This window comes from Stenotrophomonas sp. AG209 (assembly GCF_003550055.1).
Lineage (GTDB): Bacteria > Pseudomonadota > Gammaproteobacteria > Xanthomonadales > Xanthomonadaceae > Stenotrophomonas.
On the sequence record NZ_QXDB01000002.1, the window covers coordinates 485,721 to 502,233 of the forward strand.

Here is a 16,513-nt window from a genome sequence, read left to right on the forward strand (position 1 = left end):
CATGGACTCCATCTCTGCCCTGCTCGCCTTCGTCCGCACCGCGGAGGCGGGCAGCATCATCGGTGCCGCCCGCGTACTCGGCCTGTCCGCATCGGCGGTCGGCAAGCGCATCGCCCGCCTTGAACAGGAACTCGGCACGCGCCTGTTCCAGCGCACCACCCGCCGCGTGCACCTCACCGATGAAGGCGAACTGCTGCTGCAGCGCTGCCGGCGTGCGTTGGATGAACTTTCCGAAGCGCAGGCAGACCTGGCGCAGCGACAGCACGCCCCCAGCGGGCTGCTGCGCATCGGCCTGCCCACCATCGGCTACCGCTTCCTGCTGCCGGTGCTGCCCGGCTTCCAGCAACGCTACCCGCAGGTGCAGCTGGAACTGGACTTCAACGACCGCATCGTCGATGTGGTCAGCGAAGGCCTCGATGCGGTGATACGCAGCGGTGAACTGGCCGATTCCAGCCTGACCGCACGACGGCTGGGTGGCTTTCGTTTCATCCTCTGTGCGGCGCCGGGCTATCTGCAGGCGCACGGTACGCCCGGTGATGTGAGCGAGCTGCGCATGCATACCGCGCTGCGCTTCCGTTACCCCACCACCGGAAAGCTGCATCCGTGGCAGCTGCCGGGCATCGAAGGCGATGCCGGGGCACGCCTTCCCACGGCGATGACCTGCAACAACATGGAAGCCGTGCTGGCCGCTGCGATCGGTTGCATGGGCCTGGCCTGGATGCCTGACTTCCTCGCCGCTGACGCGCTGGCCGATGGCCGCCTGCAACGGGTGCTGCCTGCGCTGCCCACGCACCAGGGGCAGTTCTCGTTGCTGTGGCCCGGTGGGCGCCATCCCAGTGCACGCCTGCGGGTGTTCATCGACTATGCCGTTGCCAACCTGTTCCGCGGCGACGAGGCGTAGCGGGTCCACAGAATCAGTTGGTGCCCGCCGTCTGCAGGAAATTGCGCAGCACCGGCGACGGTGATTCCGGCCGCATGCAGAACGGCAGGTCAAAGCGCGCTGCTTCGCTCTCCAGCACGCGATAGACGATCTCCTGCGGGCGGAAGCTGACCATGCTGGCCGGAACGATCGCCACGCCCGCCTCCACCGCCACCAGCGACAGCACCGCATGCATGCCCTGCGCTTCCTGCACCACGCGCGGGGTGAAGCCCGCAGCGGTGCACAGGCCCAGCACCTGCGCATGGAAGCCGATGCCCTCGCCTGCCGGCCATGAAACGAACGGTTCGTCAGCCATCATCGCCACACTGACCTCCGGCGCGTCGGCCAGCACATGTGCACGCGGCAGCGCAATCGCCAGGCGGTCGTGGTCGAAGGCGTGCAGCAGCAGCTCGGCGGCGGGAATCGGTGGAATCAACACGCCGACATCAATGCGCTGCTCACGCAGCCACAACTGCTGCTGGCGCGACGTCGCTTCCTGCAGGTGCAGCTGTACCTGCGGGTATTGCTGGCGGAAGCGGCGAATCAAACCTGGCAGGCGTCCATACAGCGCACTGCCCACATAGCCCACGCGCAGGCTGCCGGACTGCCCCGCTGCAGCCTCGCGGGTGCGTTGCAGCGCCTGCTCGGCCTGCTGCAGCGTTGCCCGCGCCTCCACCAGCAGCGTCTGCCCCGCCACGGTCAGGCCCAGGGTACGGTTGCCGCGCACGATCAGTTCACTTCCGAGCGCGTCTTCCAGCCGTCGTATCGCCGCCGTCAGCGGCGGCTGTGACATGTGCAGGCGGGCGGCGGCGCGGTGGAAATGCAGCTCTTCGGCCACGGCCACGAACTGGCGAAGCAGGCGCAGGTCGATCATCTCGGTGCAGGCAGCGGAAACCCGCCTAGGGTACGCTCTCAGCTGCGCACGTCCACGCTCGCGCGGGCGATGGCCGGCCACTGCAGCGCGACCGATTCGATGCTGTCAGCAGTCACCGCGCGCAGATCCCGCGGGTACGCCACATGCTCGGCTTCCTGCAGGCGCAGCGCATGGAACTGCCCGTTGCTGGCACGCAGCGCCCACCCGCCGTCCTGGCAACGCGTGGATGCCAGATAGGCCACGCCTTGCGCAACGGCTTCCGGATGCAGTTCGTCGGGCTCGCCGTCGATGCCCCACATGCGGGTCTTTGCCACCGGCGAAACCGCGTTGACCACGATGCCATGCTCGGCACCTTCCAGCGCCAGCACATTGACCAGGCCCAGCGCGGCCAGCTTGCCCATCGCATAGGCGGACAGCCCGCGCTGCGCGTACTGGGGATACAGCGCGCGATCGGACGTGGTGATGACGATGCGCCCGCCGCCCGTTGCGCGCATGGCCGGCCACGCCGCCTGCGCCAGCCACAACGGCGTCTTCGCCGCCAGGCACAGCATCCGCTCCAGCGCGTCGTCCTCGATCACTTCCAGCGCCTGGTACTCGACCCAGCCCGCGTTGTGGATCAGGAAGTCGATGCGGCCATGCGCCTGCAGCAGTTCCTGCACCAGCGCATGGCAACCGGCGCGATGGTCGATGGGGTTGCTCGCCGCTTGCACCGAAAGCCCCTGCGCCTGCAGCACTTCGACGCTGCGCACGATGCGCTGCGGATCAACGCCTTGGCCATCGGTACCGGCACCGACGTCATGCATCAGCACCTGCGCCCCGCGCTCGGCCAGCAGGCGGCTGTAGGCCAGGCCCAGTCCACCGGCGGCACCCGTCACCAGGCCAACCTGGCCTTCAAAGGAAATTCGGGAAATTGGCTGCATCGGCACAGCTTCGGCCAAGCGCACCGCGTCCGGCCAATACCGTTGACCACAGCCCACGATACGCCCGCGCTATCACTGAAAAAGGGGACGGAGGGGATTAAGTCGTTTCAGGCACAGCAGGACCGATTACGACTTAATCCCCTCCGTCCCCTTTTTCGGTCCCCTTTTTCGCTCAGCGGCTGAAGCGGCGTGCGCCGGCGACGCAGATCACCGCGACCACGGTCACCAGCACCATGCTGAGGCTGACCGATTCGTGCAGCAGCAGCGCGGCCAGGGCCAGGCCGAAGAACGGCTGCAGCAACTGCAACTGGCCAACAGCGGCGATGCCGCCCTGCGCCAGCCCGCGGTACCAGAACAGGAAACCGATCAGCATGCTGAACACCGCCACGTAGCCCAGCGCCCACCACGCCGACGCACCGACCGCAGTGAACGAGGCCGGGCGCATCAGTACCGTCAGCGGCAGCATCACCGGCAACGCCAGCAGCAGCGCCCAGCTGATCACCTGCCAACCGCCGAGATGGCGGGCGAGCCGGCCGCCTTCGGCATAGCCCAGCCCGCACACCACGATCGCCGCCAGCATCAGCAGGTCGGCCTGCAGCGAGGCCTCGATGCCGTTGCGCACCGCATAGCCGACCACGCAGGCACTGCCCAGCAACGAGAACAGCCAGAAGGCAGGACGCGGCCGCTCGCCACCGCGCAGCACGCCGAATACTGCGGTGCTCAGTGGCAGCAGGCCGACAAACACGATGGTGTGCGCCGATGAGGCGTGACGCAGAGCGAGCGCAGTCAGCAACGGAAAGCCGACCACCACGCCGAGGCTGACCACCACCAGGCCTGGCAGGTCACTGCGGCGCGGCCACGGCTGGCGCAGCAGCAACAACAGACCCAGGCCGAGCACAGCGGCGATGGTGGCGCGTGCGGCGGTGACGAACCCGGCATCCAGTTCAAGCACCGCCAAGCGGGTGGCCGGCAACGAGCCCGCGAAAATCACCACCCCGATGAAGCCATTGATACAACCGCTCGCCGACCGTTCCACGCCTGTAATCCTGAAGTGCCGGGCGATGCCTGGCGGAGCCTGTATGGAAGCATCCAGCGCGGAACCGCCCCAGCTACAATCCAGTACAGTCGCAAAGAACTGTACTGCCCACACTTCCACTACAGTGCTGTCATGCCACGTCCGCTTACCCGCATCGAATCGGTCATCCAGGCCGTCCGCAACCGCATCACCGCACGCGTGGATGGTCCCGGCTCCCGCCTGCCTTCGGTGCGCGCGCAAGCCGCAGCGATGGCAGTCTCAGTCTCCACCGTGGTCGAAGCCTACGAGCGCCTCGCGGCCGAAGGCCTGATCACGGCGCGCGCAGGATCCGGCTTCTATGTCAGTGGGCCCGCCGCACCGCTGGCACTGGCCGAGATGGAGCCCCGGCTGGACCGCGCCGTGGACCCGCTATGGGTGTCGCGGCAATCGCTGGAAACCCCGCCGGGCCACCTCAAGCCAGGGTGCGGCTGGATGCCCAGCGACTGGCTGTATCACGATGGCGTGCGCCGCGGCCTGCGCCGGTTGGCGCGTGCCGATGCCATGCATCTGGCCGACTACGCCGGCCCGCTCGGGCTGCCCGCGTTGCGCCAGCTGCTGCAACGGCGAAGCGCCACGCTCGGCATCGATGCACCGATGGAGCAGATCCTGCTGACCGAATCCGGGACGCACGCGGTCGACCTCATCTGCCGCTTCCTGCTCAAGCCCGGTGACTGCGTGCTGGTCGATGACCCCAGCTACTTCAATTACCACGCGCTGCTGAAGGCGCACCAGGTGCAGGCAGTGGGTGTGCCGTACACGCCCACCGGCCCGGACCTGGAAGCGTTCGAACGCGCATTGCAGGAGCATTCGCCGCGGCTGTACATCACCAACTCCGGCCTGCACAACCCGACCGGCGCGGTGCTTTCTGCCAGCACCGCGCACCGCCTGCTGGGCCTGGCCGAACGCAGCGAGGTGATCATCGTCGAGGACGACATCTTCGCCGACTTCGAACTGCAGCCTGCACCGCGGCTGGCCGCGCTCGATGGGCTGTCACGGGTGATCCACGTCGGCAGCTTCTCCAAAACACTGTCGGCCGCATCGCGCTGCGGCTACATCGCTGCGCGCCATGACTGGATCGAAGCGTTGACCGACCTGAAGCTGGCGACCAGCTTCGGCGGTGGCCACCTGGCCGCGCAGCTGATGCACATCGCGCTGACCGACAGCGGCTACCGCCGCCACATGCAGTCAATACGTTCGCGCCTGGCCGATGTGCGCCGGCACACGCTGCGCAAGCTGCACACGCTTGGCATCACGCCGTGGCTGCAGCCGGAAGCCGGACTGTTCCTGTGGTGCCAACTGCCGGATGGCCGCGATGCCGCCGCACTGGCGCGGCAGTGCCTGCGCGAAGGCATCGTGCTGGCGCCTGGCAACGCGTTCAGCCAGTCGCAGCGCGCGGCCGACTATCTGCGCTTCAACGTTTCGCAGTGCCAGGACGCGAGGATCTGGCAGGTGCTGGCGCGGGAGTTGCGCTGAGCGGGATGCAAGCCGGTCAGCGCAGGCGGGAGTGTCCCGCGGCAAAGGCACTTGCATGCCACGGTACAGTGGTATGTCCCTGTTGCAGGAATGCACGCATGTCTTCGTTTTCCGATCCGCAGGCCGTTGCCCGCTATGCCGAGGGCCCGCTGCGCCAGGTGCCGGGTTTCCTCGCCCTGCAGCAGATGACTCACCTGCTGCTGGCCGAACGTGTCCACGTGCAGGGGCGCGTGCTGGTGCTGGGCGCCGGTGGTGGCCTGGAGCTGAAGGCCTTTGCCGAGGCGCAACCGGGCTGGCAGCTGCTGGGCGTGGACCCGGCCGCGCCGATGCTGGCCCTGGCCGAGCAGACACTGGGCCCGTTGAACGCACGCGTTGAGCTGCTGGAAGGCTACATCGACGATGCCCCGGACGTGCGCTTCGATGGTGCCAGCTGCCTGCTGACCCTGCACTTCCTCGACGCTACGCAACGCCTGCATACGCTGCGCGAACTGCACAAGCGACTGCGCCAGGGCGCCCCTCTGATCGTCGCCCACCACAGCGTGCCGCAGGATCCGGCCGGCAAGCTGCGCTGGTTGCAGCGCTACGCAGCGTTCGCCGAAACCTCGGGCGTTGCCCACGCCGATGCACAGCGCGCAATCGACGCCATTGCCGAGCGGCTGCCGTTGCTGTCGCCCGAACAGGAGGTCGCGCTGCTGCAGGAGGCCGACTTCGACGGCGTGGAGCTGTTCTACGCAGGCTTCAGCTTCAAGGGTTGGGTGGCGTACGCCGGGTGATGCCTACGGAACCACGGTGATGCCGATGCGCTGCATCAGCAGTGCCACCTGCTGCACATCCAGCGTGGCACCGCGCAGGTTGGTGCTGCGCAGGTCCAGCTCACCCAGCTCTGAGTGGGTCAGGTCGCAGTCGGTGAAGTTGGCGCTGTTCCAGTCGATGCCCTCGAACTGGCCACCGGACAGATCCGAGCCTGCGAAGCTGGCGCCGCTCACATTCGCGCCATCCCAGCGGTTTTCCCACAGTTCGCATTTCTCCAGCGTCACCCGCGAGAAATTGGCATAGCGCAGGTTCGACTTCTTGATGAAGGCGCTGCAGAACCAGCTGCGCGTGGTGATCTGGTTCATGAAGCTGGCGTTGCTGAAATCCGCGCCCTGCGCGCGGCACTCGCTGATCTCCAGGCCCAGCGCCTTGATGAAATTGAAGTGGCACATGCTGATGTCGCAGCTGCGGAAGCTGGCTTCCTTCAATGTGGCGCCGTTGAAGCGGCAGCCGGCGCGACTGTCGGCATCGTAGAAGCTGCAGTTGATGAACTCGGTGCCGGTCAGGTCCGCGCCGGAGAAATCGCACTCGTGGAACTGCTGGTCGACCACCTTCTGGCCGATGTACTGGTCCGCGCCGATGCGCAGCTTGCGGTGAACGATGGGGGACATCAGGAATTCCATGCCAAGTGCCCTGCCATGATGCCGGGCCGCGAGGGCGATCCATAGACGCTGGCGCGGTCGGGTTCACCGGCAGTCCAGCCGGTCTGTGGCCACTCGCCCGGATCGCACGTTGTTGCACGTTAATGCACGAACATGCACACTCCTGGCATGAGCACCGATCTCAGCCCCCTCCCCGCCCAGCGCACCCAGCAGATCCTCGACGAACTGCGCCAGCAGGGCCGCGTGGTCGCCGCCGAGCTGGCGCGCCGCTATGCCGTCTCCGAAGATTCGATCCGCCGCGACCTGCGCGAGCTGGCTGCGCAGGGCCTGTGCCAGCGCGTCTACGGCGGCGCCGTGCTGCCGCCGCCCAAGGAACGCCCACTACGCGAACGACTGACCCGCGATCGCGGCGACAAGGCCGAACTGGCCGCCCGCGTCTGCGCGCTGCTGCAACCCGGCCAGGTCGTGCTGCTCGATGCCGGTTCAACCAACCTGGCGATCGCCCAGCAGCTGCCGGCCGCCCTCGGCCTGACGGTGATCACCAACGCGCCACAGATCGCCACGGCCGCCAGCCTGCTTGAAGGCACCTCAGTGCAGTTGATCGGCGGGCGCCTGGCCCGTGGCGGTGGTGCGGTCGGCGCAGAAGCACTGGCCCAGGTGCAGCGCCTGCGTGCCGACGTGTACCTGCCCGGCCCCTGCGCGGTGGACGGCGACACCGGCGTGTGGGCAATGGATGCGGAAGAAGCCACGCTGAAACGCGCGATGGTGGCCTGCAGCAGCCGTGTCATCGTCGCCGCCACTACTGAAAAGCTGGGTGCCCGCGGCAACTGGCAGATCGCCAGCCTGGACGAGATCGACGACCTGGTGCTGACCACCACCGCCCCCCCCGCATTGGCGGCACGCTTCCGCGCCGCAGGCATCGCGGTACACCCCACTCCCCCCTGACCGTACCGCTCATGTCCCTTGCCAACCGCGCGCGTGCCGAACAGCACGCGACCCGCGCTGCGTTCTTCATTCCCGGCTTCGCCACCGCGCTGTGGGCCACCCTGGTGCCGTTCGCAAAGGCACGCACCGAGATCAACGACGCCACGCTGGGGCTGGTGCTGCTCTGCCTCGGTGCCGGTTCGCTGCTGGCAATGCCGTTGTCCGGCGTGCTGGCCGCGCGCCTCGGTTGCCGGCGGGTGATGGTGGCCAGCAGCCTGCTGATCTGCCTGACCGTGCCCGGCCTGGCCCTAGCTGGTTCGGCCCGGATTCTAGGGCTGGTCCTGTTCGTGTTCGGCGCCGCCGTAGGCGCGATGGACTGCACGATGAACGTGCAGGCCGTCATCGTCGAGCGCGAAGCACGGCGCGTGATGATGTCCGGCTTCCACGCCTTCTTCAGCATCGGTGGTTTCCTCGGCGCGGCCACCATGACCGTGCTGCTGTCCGCACAGCTGCCTCCCTTGGCATCCGTGCTGATCGGCGTCGGCGCCATGCTGCTGGTGATGCTGTTGTCGGCATCGCACTGGCACAGCGAACGCATGCCACACGACACACCGATGCTGGCCCTGCCGCATGGCATCGTGCTGTTCATCGGCGTGCTGGCGTTCGTCGCCTTCCTCGGCGAAGGCGCGATGCTGGATTGGAGCGCGGTCTTCCTCAGCGATGTACGTCGCGTCGATGCCAGCCTCGCCGGTATCGGCTATGTAGTCTTCACCCTGACCATGACCGTCGCGCGCCTGTTCGGTGACGCACTGGTGGCACGCGTAGGCCGTGAGCGCGCGATCGTGTTCGGCGCGCTGCTCGCCGCCGCGGGCGTACTGGTACTGACCCTGGTCACGCCGTGGCCGGCGTCACTGCTCGGCTATGTGCTGGTTGGCCTCGGCTGCGCCAACATCGCACCGGCGCTGTTCTCGCTGGCCGGCCACCAGACGCGCATGCCGGGTGCGCTGGCAATCACCGCCGTTTCCACGCTGGGCTTTGCGGGCATCCTTGCCGGACCGGCGCTGATCGGTTTCGCTGCCAACCACTTCGGCCTGATCGCCGCCTTCATCGGCGTGGCCACGGCCTTGTTGCTGGTGGCAATGTCCACGCGTTGGCTGCGGGTGTAGCCCGCGGCATCAGCGCCGCCTGCGCCGCAGCTTCATCCGCAATCGCCGATAGCCGATCACCGTCGCCGTGGCACACAACGCGGTGCCGGCAGCGCTCAGCAGCAGCAACACCGCCAGCCGGGCACCTTCCTGGCGCAGCATCGCCGGAAGATCCCAGCTGTGCAGGAAGTAGAACAGCCAGCGCCCCACCCTCTCGCGATGCCCCATCGTCAGCAACGGATCGCCAGTAGCCAGATCGATATAGACGCGCGTCGCCTCGGCATCGCCGAAGTCCACCACCGCCACCGGAAAGCGGCGTACCGCCGCACCATTCATGGCCTCGGGCGCACGCGGATAGAAGTAGGCGTCTGCTGCACGCTGCACCACGAAACCCTGCATCGGCGCATCGGACAGTGCACGCACCTTCTGCTGCAGCCACGTCGCCGGCAGCAGGCGCGCCACCTGCAGATGCCCATCGCTGCCAGACACGATGCGGGTATCGCCTTTCCCATCCAGCAGCACCGCGAACAGCTCACCACCGATCCGTCGCCACTGGATCTCCACCGGCAGAAAGTGCTCGGCATCGGCTACCGTCAGAAGTGTCGCCGGCTCGTCAAGCGCGCCATCCACCGCCACCGCGTCACCGCGATAGCGCCCGCTGTCGATCGCCTCGCGCGTGCTGCTGAAGACGCCCAATGGATTCATCGACATCAGCCCACTGAAGATCCAGGTGAACACGAAGGCCGCAGCCACCAGCCCGATCAGATGGTGCCAGCGCATCCATGGTTCGACATAGGGCGTCTTCGCGCCGGAGCGGTAGCGCCCGCGGAAGCGCCAGCGCCACACCCCCACCACGATGCCGCTGACCGCCGCCAACGTGCACAGTGCGGACAGCACGATCACCACCCACGCCCACACCGGATCCACCGACTGCATGCGCAGGAAGTACAGCCAGTGCAGCCAGGCGCCCACATAGTTCCAGCGCTGCTGCACATGCGGTGCGTCCAGCACCACTTCACCGGTACGCGAGGACACATACAGGTCGCCGGGCTGCGCGCCCCCCACTTCGACGCGATACAGTGGCCGGTGCGCGTCCAGTGCACGCGAATGCGTCCAGCGGTCCTCGTCCACGCGCGTCGCACCCACGAAGGCCTGGCCGCCGGCGAACTGTGCAGCGGATGCTTCGGCACGCTGTGCCGATACGGGCAGCAGGGCCTGGCCGGTGTACGCCGACCAGGTGCCCACGTTGCTGCCATTGCGCACCACATACGCAGGCTCGCCACGCAGCGTGGTCAGCGCCACGCTTTCCGGCTCGGCCTGCACGGCGGCAGGCAGTACCGACAGCCCCCGCAGATCGCGGGCCTCAGCCAGCACCGGCAATGCCGCCAGCCGCTCGCCCGGCGTCAGCTTCGGGTAGCCGATGAACAGCATCACCATGCCGCTGACGAACCACAGCAGCATCAGCAGGCATCCGCCGATGCCGAGCCAGCGGTGCACCAGGTAGGTCCAACGCTTGGCGGTGGATCGCAGCGACATGGTGCGCGTCCTCAGAAGCGATGGTCGACGGTGAACTCAACGCGACGGTCCGCACCCAGCAGCCACTGCGTGCTGGTGTAGTACGCGGTGGCGTAGTACGCCTTGTCGAACACGTTGAACAGGCGCGCGGACAATCGCGTGCGCGGTGCTGCCTGCCACGTCAGCGCCAGGTCGGTGGTGCTGTAGCCGGGCAACTCCAGCGTGTTGGCATTGTCGGCGTAGCGCTTGCCGACATAGCGAACGCCACCCGCCGCACTCCAATCCGTCGCGAACTGCCAGCTCAACCACACACTGGCCAGGCGCTCGGCCACGTTCGGCGGCACGTTGCCATCGCGCGACACCAGCATCGGCGGCGAACCCGTGGTTTCCAGGAAGTCCTCGAACTCGGCCTTCAGCACCGTCGCGTTGGCATCCAACGACCAGTGCGGCGCGAAGTTCCAATTCAAGGACGCTTCAATACCACGCGAGGTCTGCGCACCCACCTGCACACGGCGGTCCGGCACCAGCGGATCGCGGCTGAGCAGCCCGGTCTTGCGGATGCGATACGCCGCCAGCGTCCACTCGCCGCCATCGAAGACCTGCTTCAGGCCCACCTCGATCTGCCGCCCCTTGGTCAGGTCGAATGCCCCGTTGGCCGGGCTGATCATCAACAGGCCACTGACCGGGTCTGCCGCCTGCGAATACTGCGTATAGAGGCTCAACGTCGGCTGCAGCGCGAATACCGTGCCTGCACGCCAGCCGATGCTGCTGTAGGTCTTCGAGAACGCGTTCTGGCCGCTGATCAGATCGGTACGGTCGATGCGCGCACGATCGTGGCGCAGCCCACCCAGCACCGACCAGCGCTCGCTCAGCGCCAACCGGTCTTCCACGAACAGCGCGTACTGCTCGGCACGGTTGCGGTAGCGCGGCAGGTTCGGTGCGTCGCTGGCGAACTGCCCCGGCACCGGATCGAACGGATCAACCGGGCCCGAGCTGCCGGCATAGGTGTTGTTGGTGTGCTTGAAGTGCGCGCGGTTGGCGTCCAGGCCCACCGCGAAGCTGTTCTGCAGGCCACCTGCGGTTCCCTGCACGCGCAGCGTCGAGGTCAGTCCGGTCTGGTCCTGGTTGTGGGTGATCTCGGTATTGCCAGATCGATCGATCAAGCCGGTAGCGCGGTTGTAGACATAGGCCTCGGCATTGCGCCAATCGCGCTGGCTGCCGATCTGGTAGAGGCGCGTGCGCCATTCCACGTTCGCGTTCGGTGTCCACAGCGCATCGAGCTGGGTCCAGCGGTCGCGATAGCGGATCTGGCTGTCGTCCACGTTGTAGTTGCGGTGGCGCAGCGCCTCCAGCTGGCGGCCCTCGACCAGCGGCGTGCCGAAGTAACGCATCGGTTGCTGGTAGCCCTGCGCATGGGTGAGGGTCAGCTGCAGGTCCGCGCGCGGCTGCCACAGCAACGCACCGGAGAATGTCGCGTCACTGTTGCGCCCACGATCGACCCAACCACCGCTGTAGTTGCCACTCACGTCCAGCCGGTAGGCCAGCTCGGGCGTCAGCGCGCCACCGCTGCCGAAGCCCAGGCGCGCGGTGTCCTCGCTGCCCACGGTTACGCTGATCTCGTTCTCGATCGCACCACGCGTGGGCTTCTTCGGCACGATGTTGATCACGCCGCCGATCGCACCGTCGCCATGGATGACCGACGCCGGCCCGCGCAGCACTTCGACGCGCTCGATCGACCAGGTATCGAACGGGAACGTGATGCCCACGCCACCGTACTGTCGCAGCCCGTCGTACAGCCGCATCACCGAAGCGCCATCGGTGAAGCCGCGGCTGGACAGCGCACTCAGGCCATTGCCCGGGTGCGGCATCGCACTGATCGCACCCGCCCGGCTGATGGCATCGTTGAGGTTGCTGTCGCCGCGCTGCTCCAGTTGTTCGCGCGAAATCACCGTCAGGCTGGCCGGTGTCTGCAGCACGCTCAGGCCCAGCGCGGAACCGGCGTTGGCGGAGGACGACAGTTCACCGCTGCGGGTATCGACCACCCGCACGGTATCCAGCGTGGTCGGGGGTGCCGCATCGGCGGCAAGTACGGGGGCGGTGTGCAGGAGCAACGCGCACAGGACAGGCAGCGTCGCCCGGCGCAGGCGCGCGGAGTTGGGGTTCGTTTTCATTTTTCACGGCATGCAAGGCCACCCCGCAATGGCAGGGCAGCAATCAGAAAGGGACAAACACGCGCGTGCGGGCACCGGCCGTGGCCGGCAACCTCATGGAAAAATGTTCAATGCAACGCGCGTGCGGCTCAGGCGGCCATGAAAGCCGGCGGCCCACGCGCTCCCAACGTGCCGCTGATCCGTTGCGGCAACGCCCGCACCGCACCGCGCAGCGCGCGGCACACCGGTGCCATCGGCGCCAACAGCAGCACTGCCGCCACCAGCAGGGTGATCAACCGCGCTGCGATCAGGCAGTAGTCGCAGTCCACGCCCATCTCATGCTCGGCATGTGGATCGGCGGCCGGCTTCTTTGCGGCCTCGCCGTGCGGCATCGCCATCGCGTGATGGTCGTGGTGCCCTTCCATCGCGTGCTGCGCATGCTCTGCATGCATTGCGTGGTCCAGGGCTGCCACCGGTACAGCTGCAGCCACGTGACCGTGCGCCAGCCAGCGGCTCACCAGCGGGGCGAGCAGCACCAGCAGCATGGCAAGCCATGCCAGGGCCTGGAACCGGCGGTGGAGAGCAGAACGGCGCACGCCGCCATTCTACGGGGCCATGGCCAACCTTGGACCCCGTTCAGGGTTTACCCCCTGCGACACGGTGACGCAGGGGCTCGCCTCCGGCGGCGACATGTGAATGCACCGCACCGCGGTCCCGGCGCTTGCAGGCTCCGCCTCGCCAACGTTAGGGTTCAGATGGCCACGGCAAGGAGCCAGAGGGATCCGCATGACCACCCGCATCACACACCGGCTGCGCATCAGCCTCCTCGGCCTGACCGCGCTGCTTGCCGCCTGCGCCGACAAGGGGCCGCCCCCACCGCCAGAGCCGCTGGAACTCTCACAGCCCATCGCCGTGGACGCGCCCGGCCAGCAGGTGCAGTTCGAGTTCGAAACCACGGCGCGCAATTTTGCCAGCTACCACACATATGCGGTGGAGCTGGATCTGCAGCACGTTTCCTCATCGCCAGATGCTGCTTCTCCGCGCGACCTGCACATTCCTTTACGCGTAGGACTTCAGCAATGGTCCGGCGGCACTTGGCAGCCGCTGGCAAGCCCCGACGCCTACCAGATCGCACAGTCGCAATCTGGCCAGCCTCTGCCAGACTGGCACCGCGGTAAGGGTCTGAACTACGCCCAGACCCAGCGAGGCAGCGATGGGGCCTATCGACTCCATGTCGCGCTGCTGCCGTTGCAGGCGCAAAGTCGCTACCGCGTACAGATCAGCACGGTTGAAGACATCGCACCACTTCGTGGCGCAAGCGCCAGGATACTGATTCACGAATCGCGTCCGCTCACCAAGTAGCGCAGCGCCTTCGTACACCTTCCAGGAGGATCACCACGCACATGGACAAGCCACGCTACATCGTCGATATCGTCATTGCGGCACCGGGAACACCGCTTCTCCACCCCGTTACGCAGCAACCGCTGCGCAATCCTGATGGCTCGGCGCAGACGTCCGGGCCGGGACACATGTTCTACGTCCTTCGAGCACCGGGAAAGGATCCGGCAAGCTACGGCTTTGCACCGATCGAGCACGGCAGCATGAACGGCCCAGGTGACATCGTGGACAACGATGCAAAGACCTACAAGAACCCGCATTACACGCGCTCTCTGGAAATCACCGAAGCCCAGTACAACAAGCTCAAAGCGTTCGGCGAAGATCCAGTAGCGCACGGCTTCAGCAAGCACTATGCCGACGTGCGTCACAACTGCGTGGACTTCACCTGGGGCGCATTGAATCATGCTGGTATCCAGCGCAAGCACAGCCTGGACGTGAACAGCATCGGCGGCCCTGTTGGCCAATTGCTGCCAGACGTCCGCATTCCGCTGGGCGTCCAGTCACAGGGCAAGGACGGCTATCGTCCGCTGCGCAACATCCATGGCGTGGACAGCATTGAGCCCCCTTTCCCCAACAGCGAACTCAACCGCACCACCACTCATCCCCTGCCCGAGCGCAGCTTGAAGCAGCGTCTGCTCAGCGAAACCGATGGCATTGATGGCTCCTTGGGCGAGCGTCTGGCTGCGGATGCGCGCACGCCGGGGCATAGCCTTTACGCCTTGGACCAGAAGGTGCGTGCTGCGCTCGCCCAGACCGGCGAACAGCGCGGACTGCCTGCCGGGCAGGAGCACGAACGACTGGCCGGCCATCTAACCCACGCGGCGGTGCAGGCCGGCTTCAGCGAAAAGGACACGCTGCACGTGGCATTCAGTTCAAACAGCACCGCCGAGGTACCCGGCTACGTATTCCTGCATCGCAGCGGCGACACCGCCTCGCCGGACCCTGCCGCCAATCGCCAGCGCCTGTCCCTGCTCGATACGCAGCAGGGCGACGCGGATACGCTGTATCAGCAGGCCAACGTGCAGCAGCAATCCCGCGACGCAAGCCGACCGACGCAGGACGAACAACAGGCACAACAGCAGGCATCGCCGCGCATGGCCTGAGCAAACCGCGTCAGGCGCAGACGCCGTTCCCGCATCAACTCACGTACTGCGCCTGCCCGTTCCCGAACGACCAGTTCTCCTTCTTCACTTCCACCAGATTGATGAACACATCCTCGCGGCGGATACCCACCGCCGCGTGCAGTCCATCGGCGATGCCGGCGTACAGCGCCTTCTTCTGCTCCAACGTGCGCCCCTCGTTCCAGGTGATCTGGATACAGATGAAATCGTCGGTGCGGTCCACGCCCAGATAGCCGGGGTCGTAGATCAACGTACCTGGCTCGTGTTGCTGGAAGATCTGGAAGCGATCATTTTCCGGCACCCCCACCGCGCGCATGGCCTGGTAGATGGTTTCGCCGACGCGTTGCAGGTAGTCGACGGATTTACCTTTGCGAAGATCGATACGGGCGAGCGGCATGGTGGCACTCCAGAGTGGATGGGCACGGCAACGGGCTGAGACTACGCCTGCCTGGGGCGGCGGGACAGCGCAGGAATGGAACCCTCTGCGTCGACCCGTGGCACGGTTCCGCCTCCGCCGCGCGGGGTGACGCGATTGCCGTGGCGGCGCCGCTCTGGAGTCGTCTTGTGCACGGTCGGTAGGGGCGGCGATGTGCGCCATCAGTGATGGGCCGCACTACTCGCAGGTGTCGGACGGCACACATCGGGAAATGTCTGGCCTGCCTAGGGACAGTTGAGAATTTTCCTTACAGACCGATGTGATTGCCCGGCCTGAAGATCGCCGCGCCGAGGCAAGAAGCCTTGGCCGGGATTGGCGTCTCGAATAAACGAACAGGCTTCAAGGACTGCGAGAGAAATCGCAGTTGAGAGAATGCATCGACTGCCCTCAATGGCGGGCGGTGCGTGGGGATCGCAAGATCCGCCAGGCGTTCTTCTCCCTTGAAGCTTGTTTGCCTTGGCACGCCAACCCGCACCGTCCGCCACCTTCACTTTGGAAGGTGGCCCTACGCCAGTGAGGGTTTCGCCATGACCAACCAAACCGCCATCCATCCCCGCCTGCACGCGCTTATCGGCGACGTCGCCGCCGACGTGCCCGAGGACCTTGCGCGTGAGATCGAATGCGCACTGGCGGAGCGACTGCTGCCACCTTCGCGCCCAACGTTCCTTTCATGCCTCGATGCCATCCGCGCCGGTGATGACCAGGCCGGGCGCGCGTGTACCCCGCAGACACTCAGCGCCACAGGCTTCGACTCGCTCGACCGCTCGCTGGTCGCATTGAATGCCGTACTGGATCTACTGCATGCTGCCGAACGCGCGCGCCTGGCTGGCGATCCACAGGATCAACTCGGTGACTTCCATCGGGACGGCTTGATCGTTGCCGCACGCCAGATCGCGCGCGCTGCACAGGATGGACTGGGTGATGCCCTGGCGCCGGTTGGCGCAAGGCCTCGCTGATTATGCGAGGCAACAAAAAAGCCCCCATTGCTGGAGGCTTCTTTCGTTCTGCAACATGGTGGGCGGTACAGGGATCGAACCTGTGACCCTTGCCGTGTGAAGGCAATGCTCTACCGCTGAGCTAACCGCCCGGTGTGTTGCTGAGCCGCTCATTATAGGGGCTTTTCAGAGGCCGTCAACAGTTTTTCACAT

The 16,513-nt window shown here is 66.5% G+C and carries 16 protein-coding genes and 1 tRNA gene; 8 read left to right on the forward strand and 9 right to left on the reverse strand.

Features of this window, described 5'->3' with window-relative positions; genetic code table 11:
- Position 1: 1 nt before the first annotated feature.
- A complete protein-coding gene (locus DFO63_RS13875; RefSeq protein ID WP_119007267.1) occupies positions 2-901 on the forward strand; it encodes a LysR substrate-binding domain-containing protein in 900 nt (299 codons plus the stop codon).
- 13 nt (positions 902-914) lie between these two features.
- Here the strand turns inward: DFO63_RS13875 and DFO63_RS13880 are convergent, their stop codons facing one another.
- The 3 genes from DFO63_RS13880 to DFO63_RS13890 form a co-directional block, all read right to left on the reverse strand.
- Entirely contained in the window at positions 915-1,793 is an 879-nt protein-coding gene (locus tag DFO63_RS13880) for a LysR family transcriptional regulator (RefSeq protein WP_119007202.1), read from the reverse strand.
- Positions 1,794-1,831: 38 nt separating this feature from the next.
- Positions 1,832-2,668, reverse strand: a complete 837-nt coding sequence (locus DFO63_RS13885) for an SDR family oxidoreductase (RefSeq protein WP_259337431.1) — start codon at positions 2,666-2,668, stop codon at positions 1,832-1,834.
- A gap of 217 nt (positions 2,669-2,885) precedes the next feature.
- The gene (locus tag DFO63_RS13890) at positions 2,886-3,749 is read right to left on the reverse strand and encodes a DMT family transporter (RefSeq protein ID WP_119007203.1); all 864 of its coding nucleotides are present in this window, start codon (positions 3,747-3,749) and stop codon (positions 2,886-2,888) included.
- A 132-nt stretch (positions 3,750-3,881) separates the two neighbouring features.
- On the opposite strand from DFO63_RS13890, the gene DFO63_RS13895 reads away from it, so the two are divergent.
- Together DFO63_RS13895 and DFO63_RS13900 are read left to right on the forward strand one after the other, a co-directional pair.
- Complete coding sequence (locus DFO63_RS13895; protein ID WP_119007204.1) at positions 3,882-5,261, forward strand: PLP-dependent aminotransferase family protein; 1,380 nt, start codon at positions 3,882-3,884, stop codon at positions 5,259-5,261.
- Between the two features lie 98 nt (positions 5,262-5,359).
- Positions 5,360-6,034 carry a class I SAM-dependent methyltransferase gene (locus tag DFO63_RS13900; RefSeq protein ID WP_119007205.1) on the forward strand — a complete coding sequence of 225 codons (675 nt, stop codon included), beginning with the start codon at positions 5,360-5,362 and terminating at the stop codon, positions 6,032-6,034.
- Between the two features lie 3 nt (positions 6,035-6,037).
- On the opposite strand, the gene smqnr is transcribed toward DFO63_RS13900, so the two are convergent.
- A complete protein-coding gene (smqnr, locus tag DFO63_RS13905) occupies positions 6,038-6,685 on the reverse strand; it encodes a SmQnr family pentapeptide repeat protein (RefSeq protein ID WP_119007269.1) in 648 nt (215 codons plus the stop codon).
- A gap of 159 nt (positions 6,686-6,844) precedes the next feature.
- On the opposite strand from smqnr, the gene DFO63_RS13910 reads away from it, so the two are divergent.
- The gene (locus DFO63_RS13910) at positions 6,845-7,621 is read left to right on the forward strand and encodes a DeoR/GlpR family DNA-binding transcription regulator (RefSeq protein ID WP_119007206.1); all 777 of its coding nucleotides are present in this window, start codon (positions 6,845-6,847) and stop codon (positions 7,619-7,621) included.
- A gap of 11 nt (positions 7,622-7,632) precedes the next feature.
- Positions 7,633-8,766, forward strand: a complete 1,134-nt coding sequence (locus DFO63_RS13915) for an MFS transporter (protein WP_119007207.1) — start codon at positions 7,633-7,635, stop codon at positions 8,764-8,766.
- Positions 8,767-8,775: 9 nt separating this feature from the next.
- Here the strand turns inward: DFO63_RS13915 and DFO63_RS13920 are convergent, their stop codons facing one another.
- The 3 genes from DFO63_RS13920 to DFO63_RS13930 form a co-directional block, all read right to left on the reverse strand.
- Positions 8,776-10,281, reverse strand: coding sequence for a PepSY domain-containing protein (locus DFO63_RS13920; RefSeq protein ID WP_119007208.1), 1,506 nt, complete (start codon positions 10,279-10,281; stop codon positions 8,776-8,778).
- Between the two features lie 11 nt (positions 10,282-10,292).
- Positions 10,293-12,431, reverse strand: coding sequence for a TonB-dependent receptor (locus DFO63_RS13925; RefSeq protein WP_182474425.1), 2,139 nt, complete (start codon positions 12,429-12,431; stop codon positions 10,293-10,295).
- A gap of 128 nt (positions 12,432-12,559) precedes the next feature.
- Positions 12,560-12,955, reverse strand: a complete 396-nt coding sequence (locus DFO63_RS13930; RefSeq protein WP_119007209.1) for a DUF2946 family protein — start codon at positions 12,953-12,955, stop codon at positions 12,560-12,562.
- Between the two features lie 241 nt (positions 12,956-13,196).
- On the opposite strand from DFO63_RS13930, the gene DFO63_RS13935 reads away from it, so the two are divergent.
- Together DFO63_RS13935 and DFO63_RS13940 are read left to right on the forward strand one after the other, a co-directional pair.
- Positions 13,197-13,772, forward strand: coding sequence for a hypothetical protein (locus DFO63_RS13935; RefSeq protein ID WP_119007210.1), 576 nt, complete (start codon positions 13,197-13,199; stop codon positions 13,770-13,772).
- 41 nt (positions 13,773-13,813) lie between these two features.
- Positions 13,814-14,911, forward strand: coding sequence for an XVIPCD domain-containing protein (locus DFO63_RS13940; RefSeq protein ID WP_119007211.1), 1,098 nt, complete (start codon positions 13,814-13,816; stop codon positions 14,909-14,911).
- Between the two features lie 34 nt (positions 14,912-14,945).
- Here the strand turns inward: DFO63_RS13940 and DFO63_RS13945 are convergent, their stop codons facing one another.
- The gene (locus DFO63_RS13945; RefSeq protein ID WP_119007212.1) at positions 14,946-15,326 is read right to left on the reverse strand and encodes a tautomerase family protein; all 381 of its coding nucleotides are present in this window, start codon (positions 15,324-15,326) and stop codon (positions 14,946-14,948) included.
- 566 nt (positions 15,327-15,892) lie between these two features.
- Between DFO63_RS13945 and DFO63_RS13950 the strand changes: the two genes are divergently transcribed.
- Complete coding sequence (locus DFO63_RS13950) at positions 15,893-16,321, forward strand: hypothetical protein (RefSeq protein ID WP_119007213.1); 429 nt, start codon at positions 15,893-15,895, stop codon at positions 16,319-16,321.
- A 56-nt stretch (positions 16,322-16,377) separates the two neighbouring features.
- Here the strand turns inward: DFO63_RS13950 and DFO63_RS13955 are convergent.
- Positions 16,378-16,452: transfer RNA gene (locus DFO63_RS13955), tRNA-Val, on the reverse strand.
- Positions 16,453-16,513 lie beyond the last annotated feature (61 nt).

Bases quoted from the DNA above. Each gene is read 5' to 3' on its own strand.
- DFO63_RS13875 (WP_119007267.1), top strand. From the start codon at position 2: ATGGACTCCATCTCTGCCCTGCTCGCCTTCGTCCGCACCGCGGAGGCG.
- DFO63_RS13880 (WP_119007202.1), bottom strand. From the start codon at position 1,793: ATGATCGACCTGCGCCTGCTTCGCCAGTTCGTGGCCGTGGCCGAAGAG.
- DFO63_RS13895 (WP_119007204.1), top strand. From the start codon at position 3,882: ATGCCACGTCCGCTTACCCGCATCGAATCGGTCATCCAGGCCGTCCGC.
- DFO63_RS13900 (WP_119007205.1), top strand. From the start codon at position 5,360: ATGTCTTCGTTTTCCGATCCGCAGGCCGTTGCCCGCTATGCCGAGGGC.
- smqnr (WP_119007269.1), bottom strand. From the start codon at position 6,685: ATGTCCCCCATCGTTCACCGCAAGCTGCGCATCGGCGCGGACCAGTAC.
- DFO63_RS13910 (WP_119007206.1), top strand. From the start codon at position 6,845: ATGAGCACCGATCTCAGCCCCCTCCCCGCCCAGCGCACCCAGCAGATC.
- DFO63_RS13915 (WP_119007207.1), top strand. From the start codon at position 7,633: ATGTCCCTTGCCAACCGCGCGCGTGCCGAACAGCACGCGACCCGCGCT.
- DFO63_RS13920 (WP_119007208.1), bottom strand. From the start codon at position 10,281: ATGTCGCTGCGATCCACCGCCAAGCGTTGGACCTACCTGGTGCACCGC.
- DFO63_RS13925 (WP_182474425.1), bottom strand. From the start codon at position 12,431: ATGAAAACGAACCCCAACTCCGCGCGCCTGCGCCGGGCGACGCTGCCT.
- DFO63_RS13930 (WP_119007209.1), bottom strand. From the start codon at position 12,955: ATGCTGCTGGTGCTGCTCGCCCCGCTGGTGAGCCGCTGGCTGGCGCAC.
- DFO63_RS13935 (WP_119007210.1), top strand. From the start codon at position 13,197: ATGACCACCCGCATCACACACCGGCTGCGCATCAGCCTCCTCGGCCTG.
- DFO63_RS13940 (WP_119007211.1), top strand. From the start codon at position 13,814: ATGGACAAGCCACGCTACATCGTCGATATCGTCATTGCGGCACCGGGA.
- DFO63_RS13945 (WP_119007212.1), bottom strand. From the start codon at position 15,326: ATGCCGCTCGCCCGTATCGATCTTCGCAAAGGTAAATCCGTCGACTAC.
- DFO63_RS13950 (WP_119007213.1), top strand. From the start codon at position 15,893: ATGACCAACCAAACCGCCATCCATCCCCGCCTGCACGCGCTTATCGGC.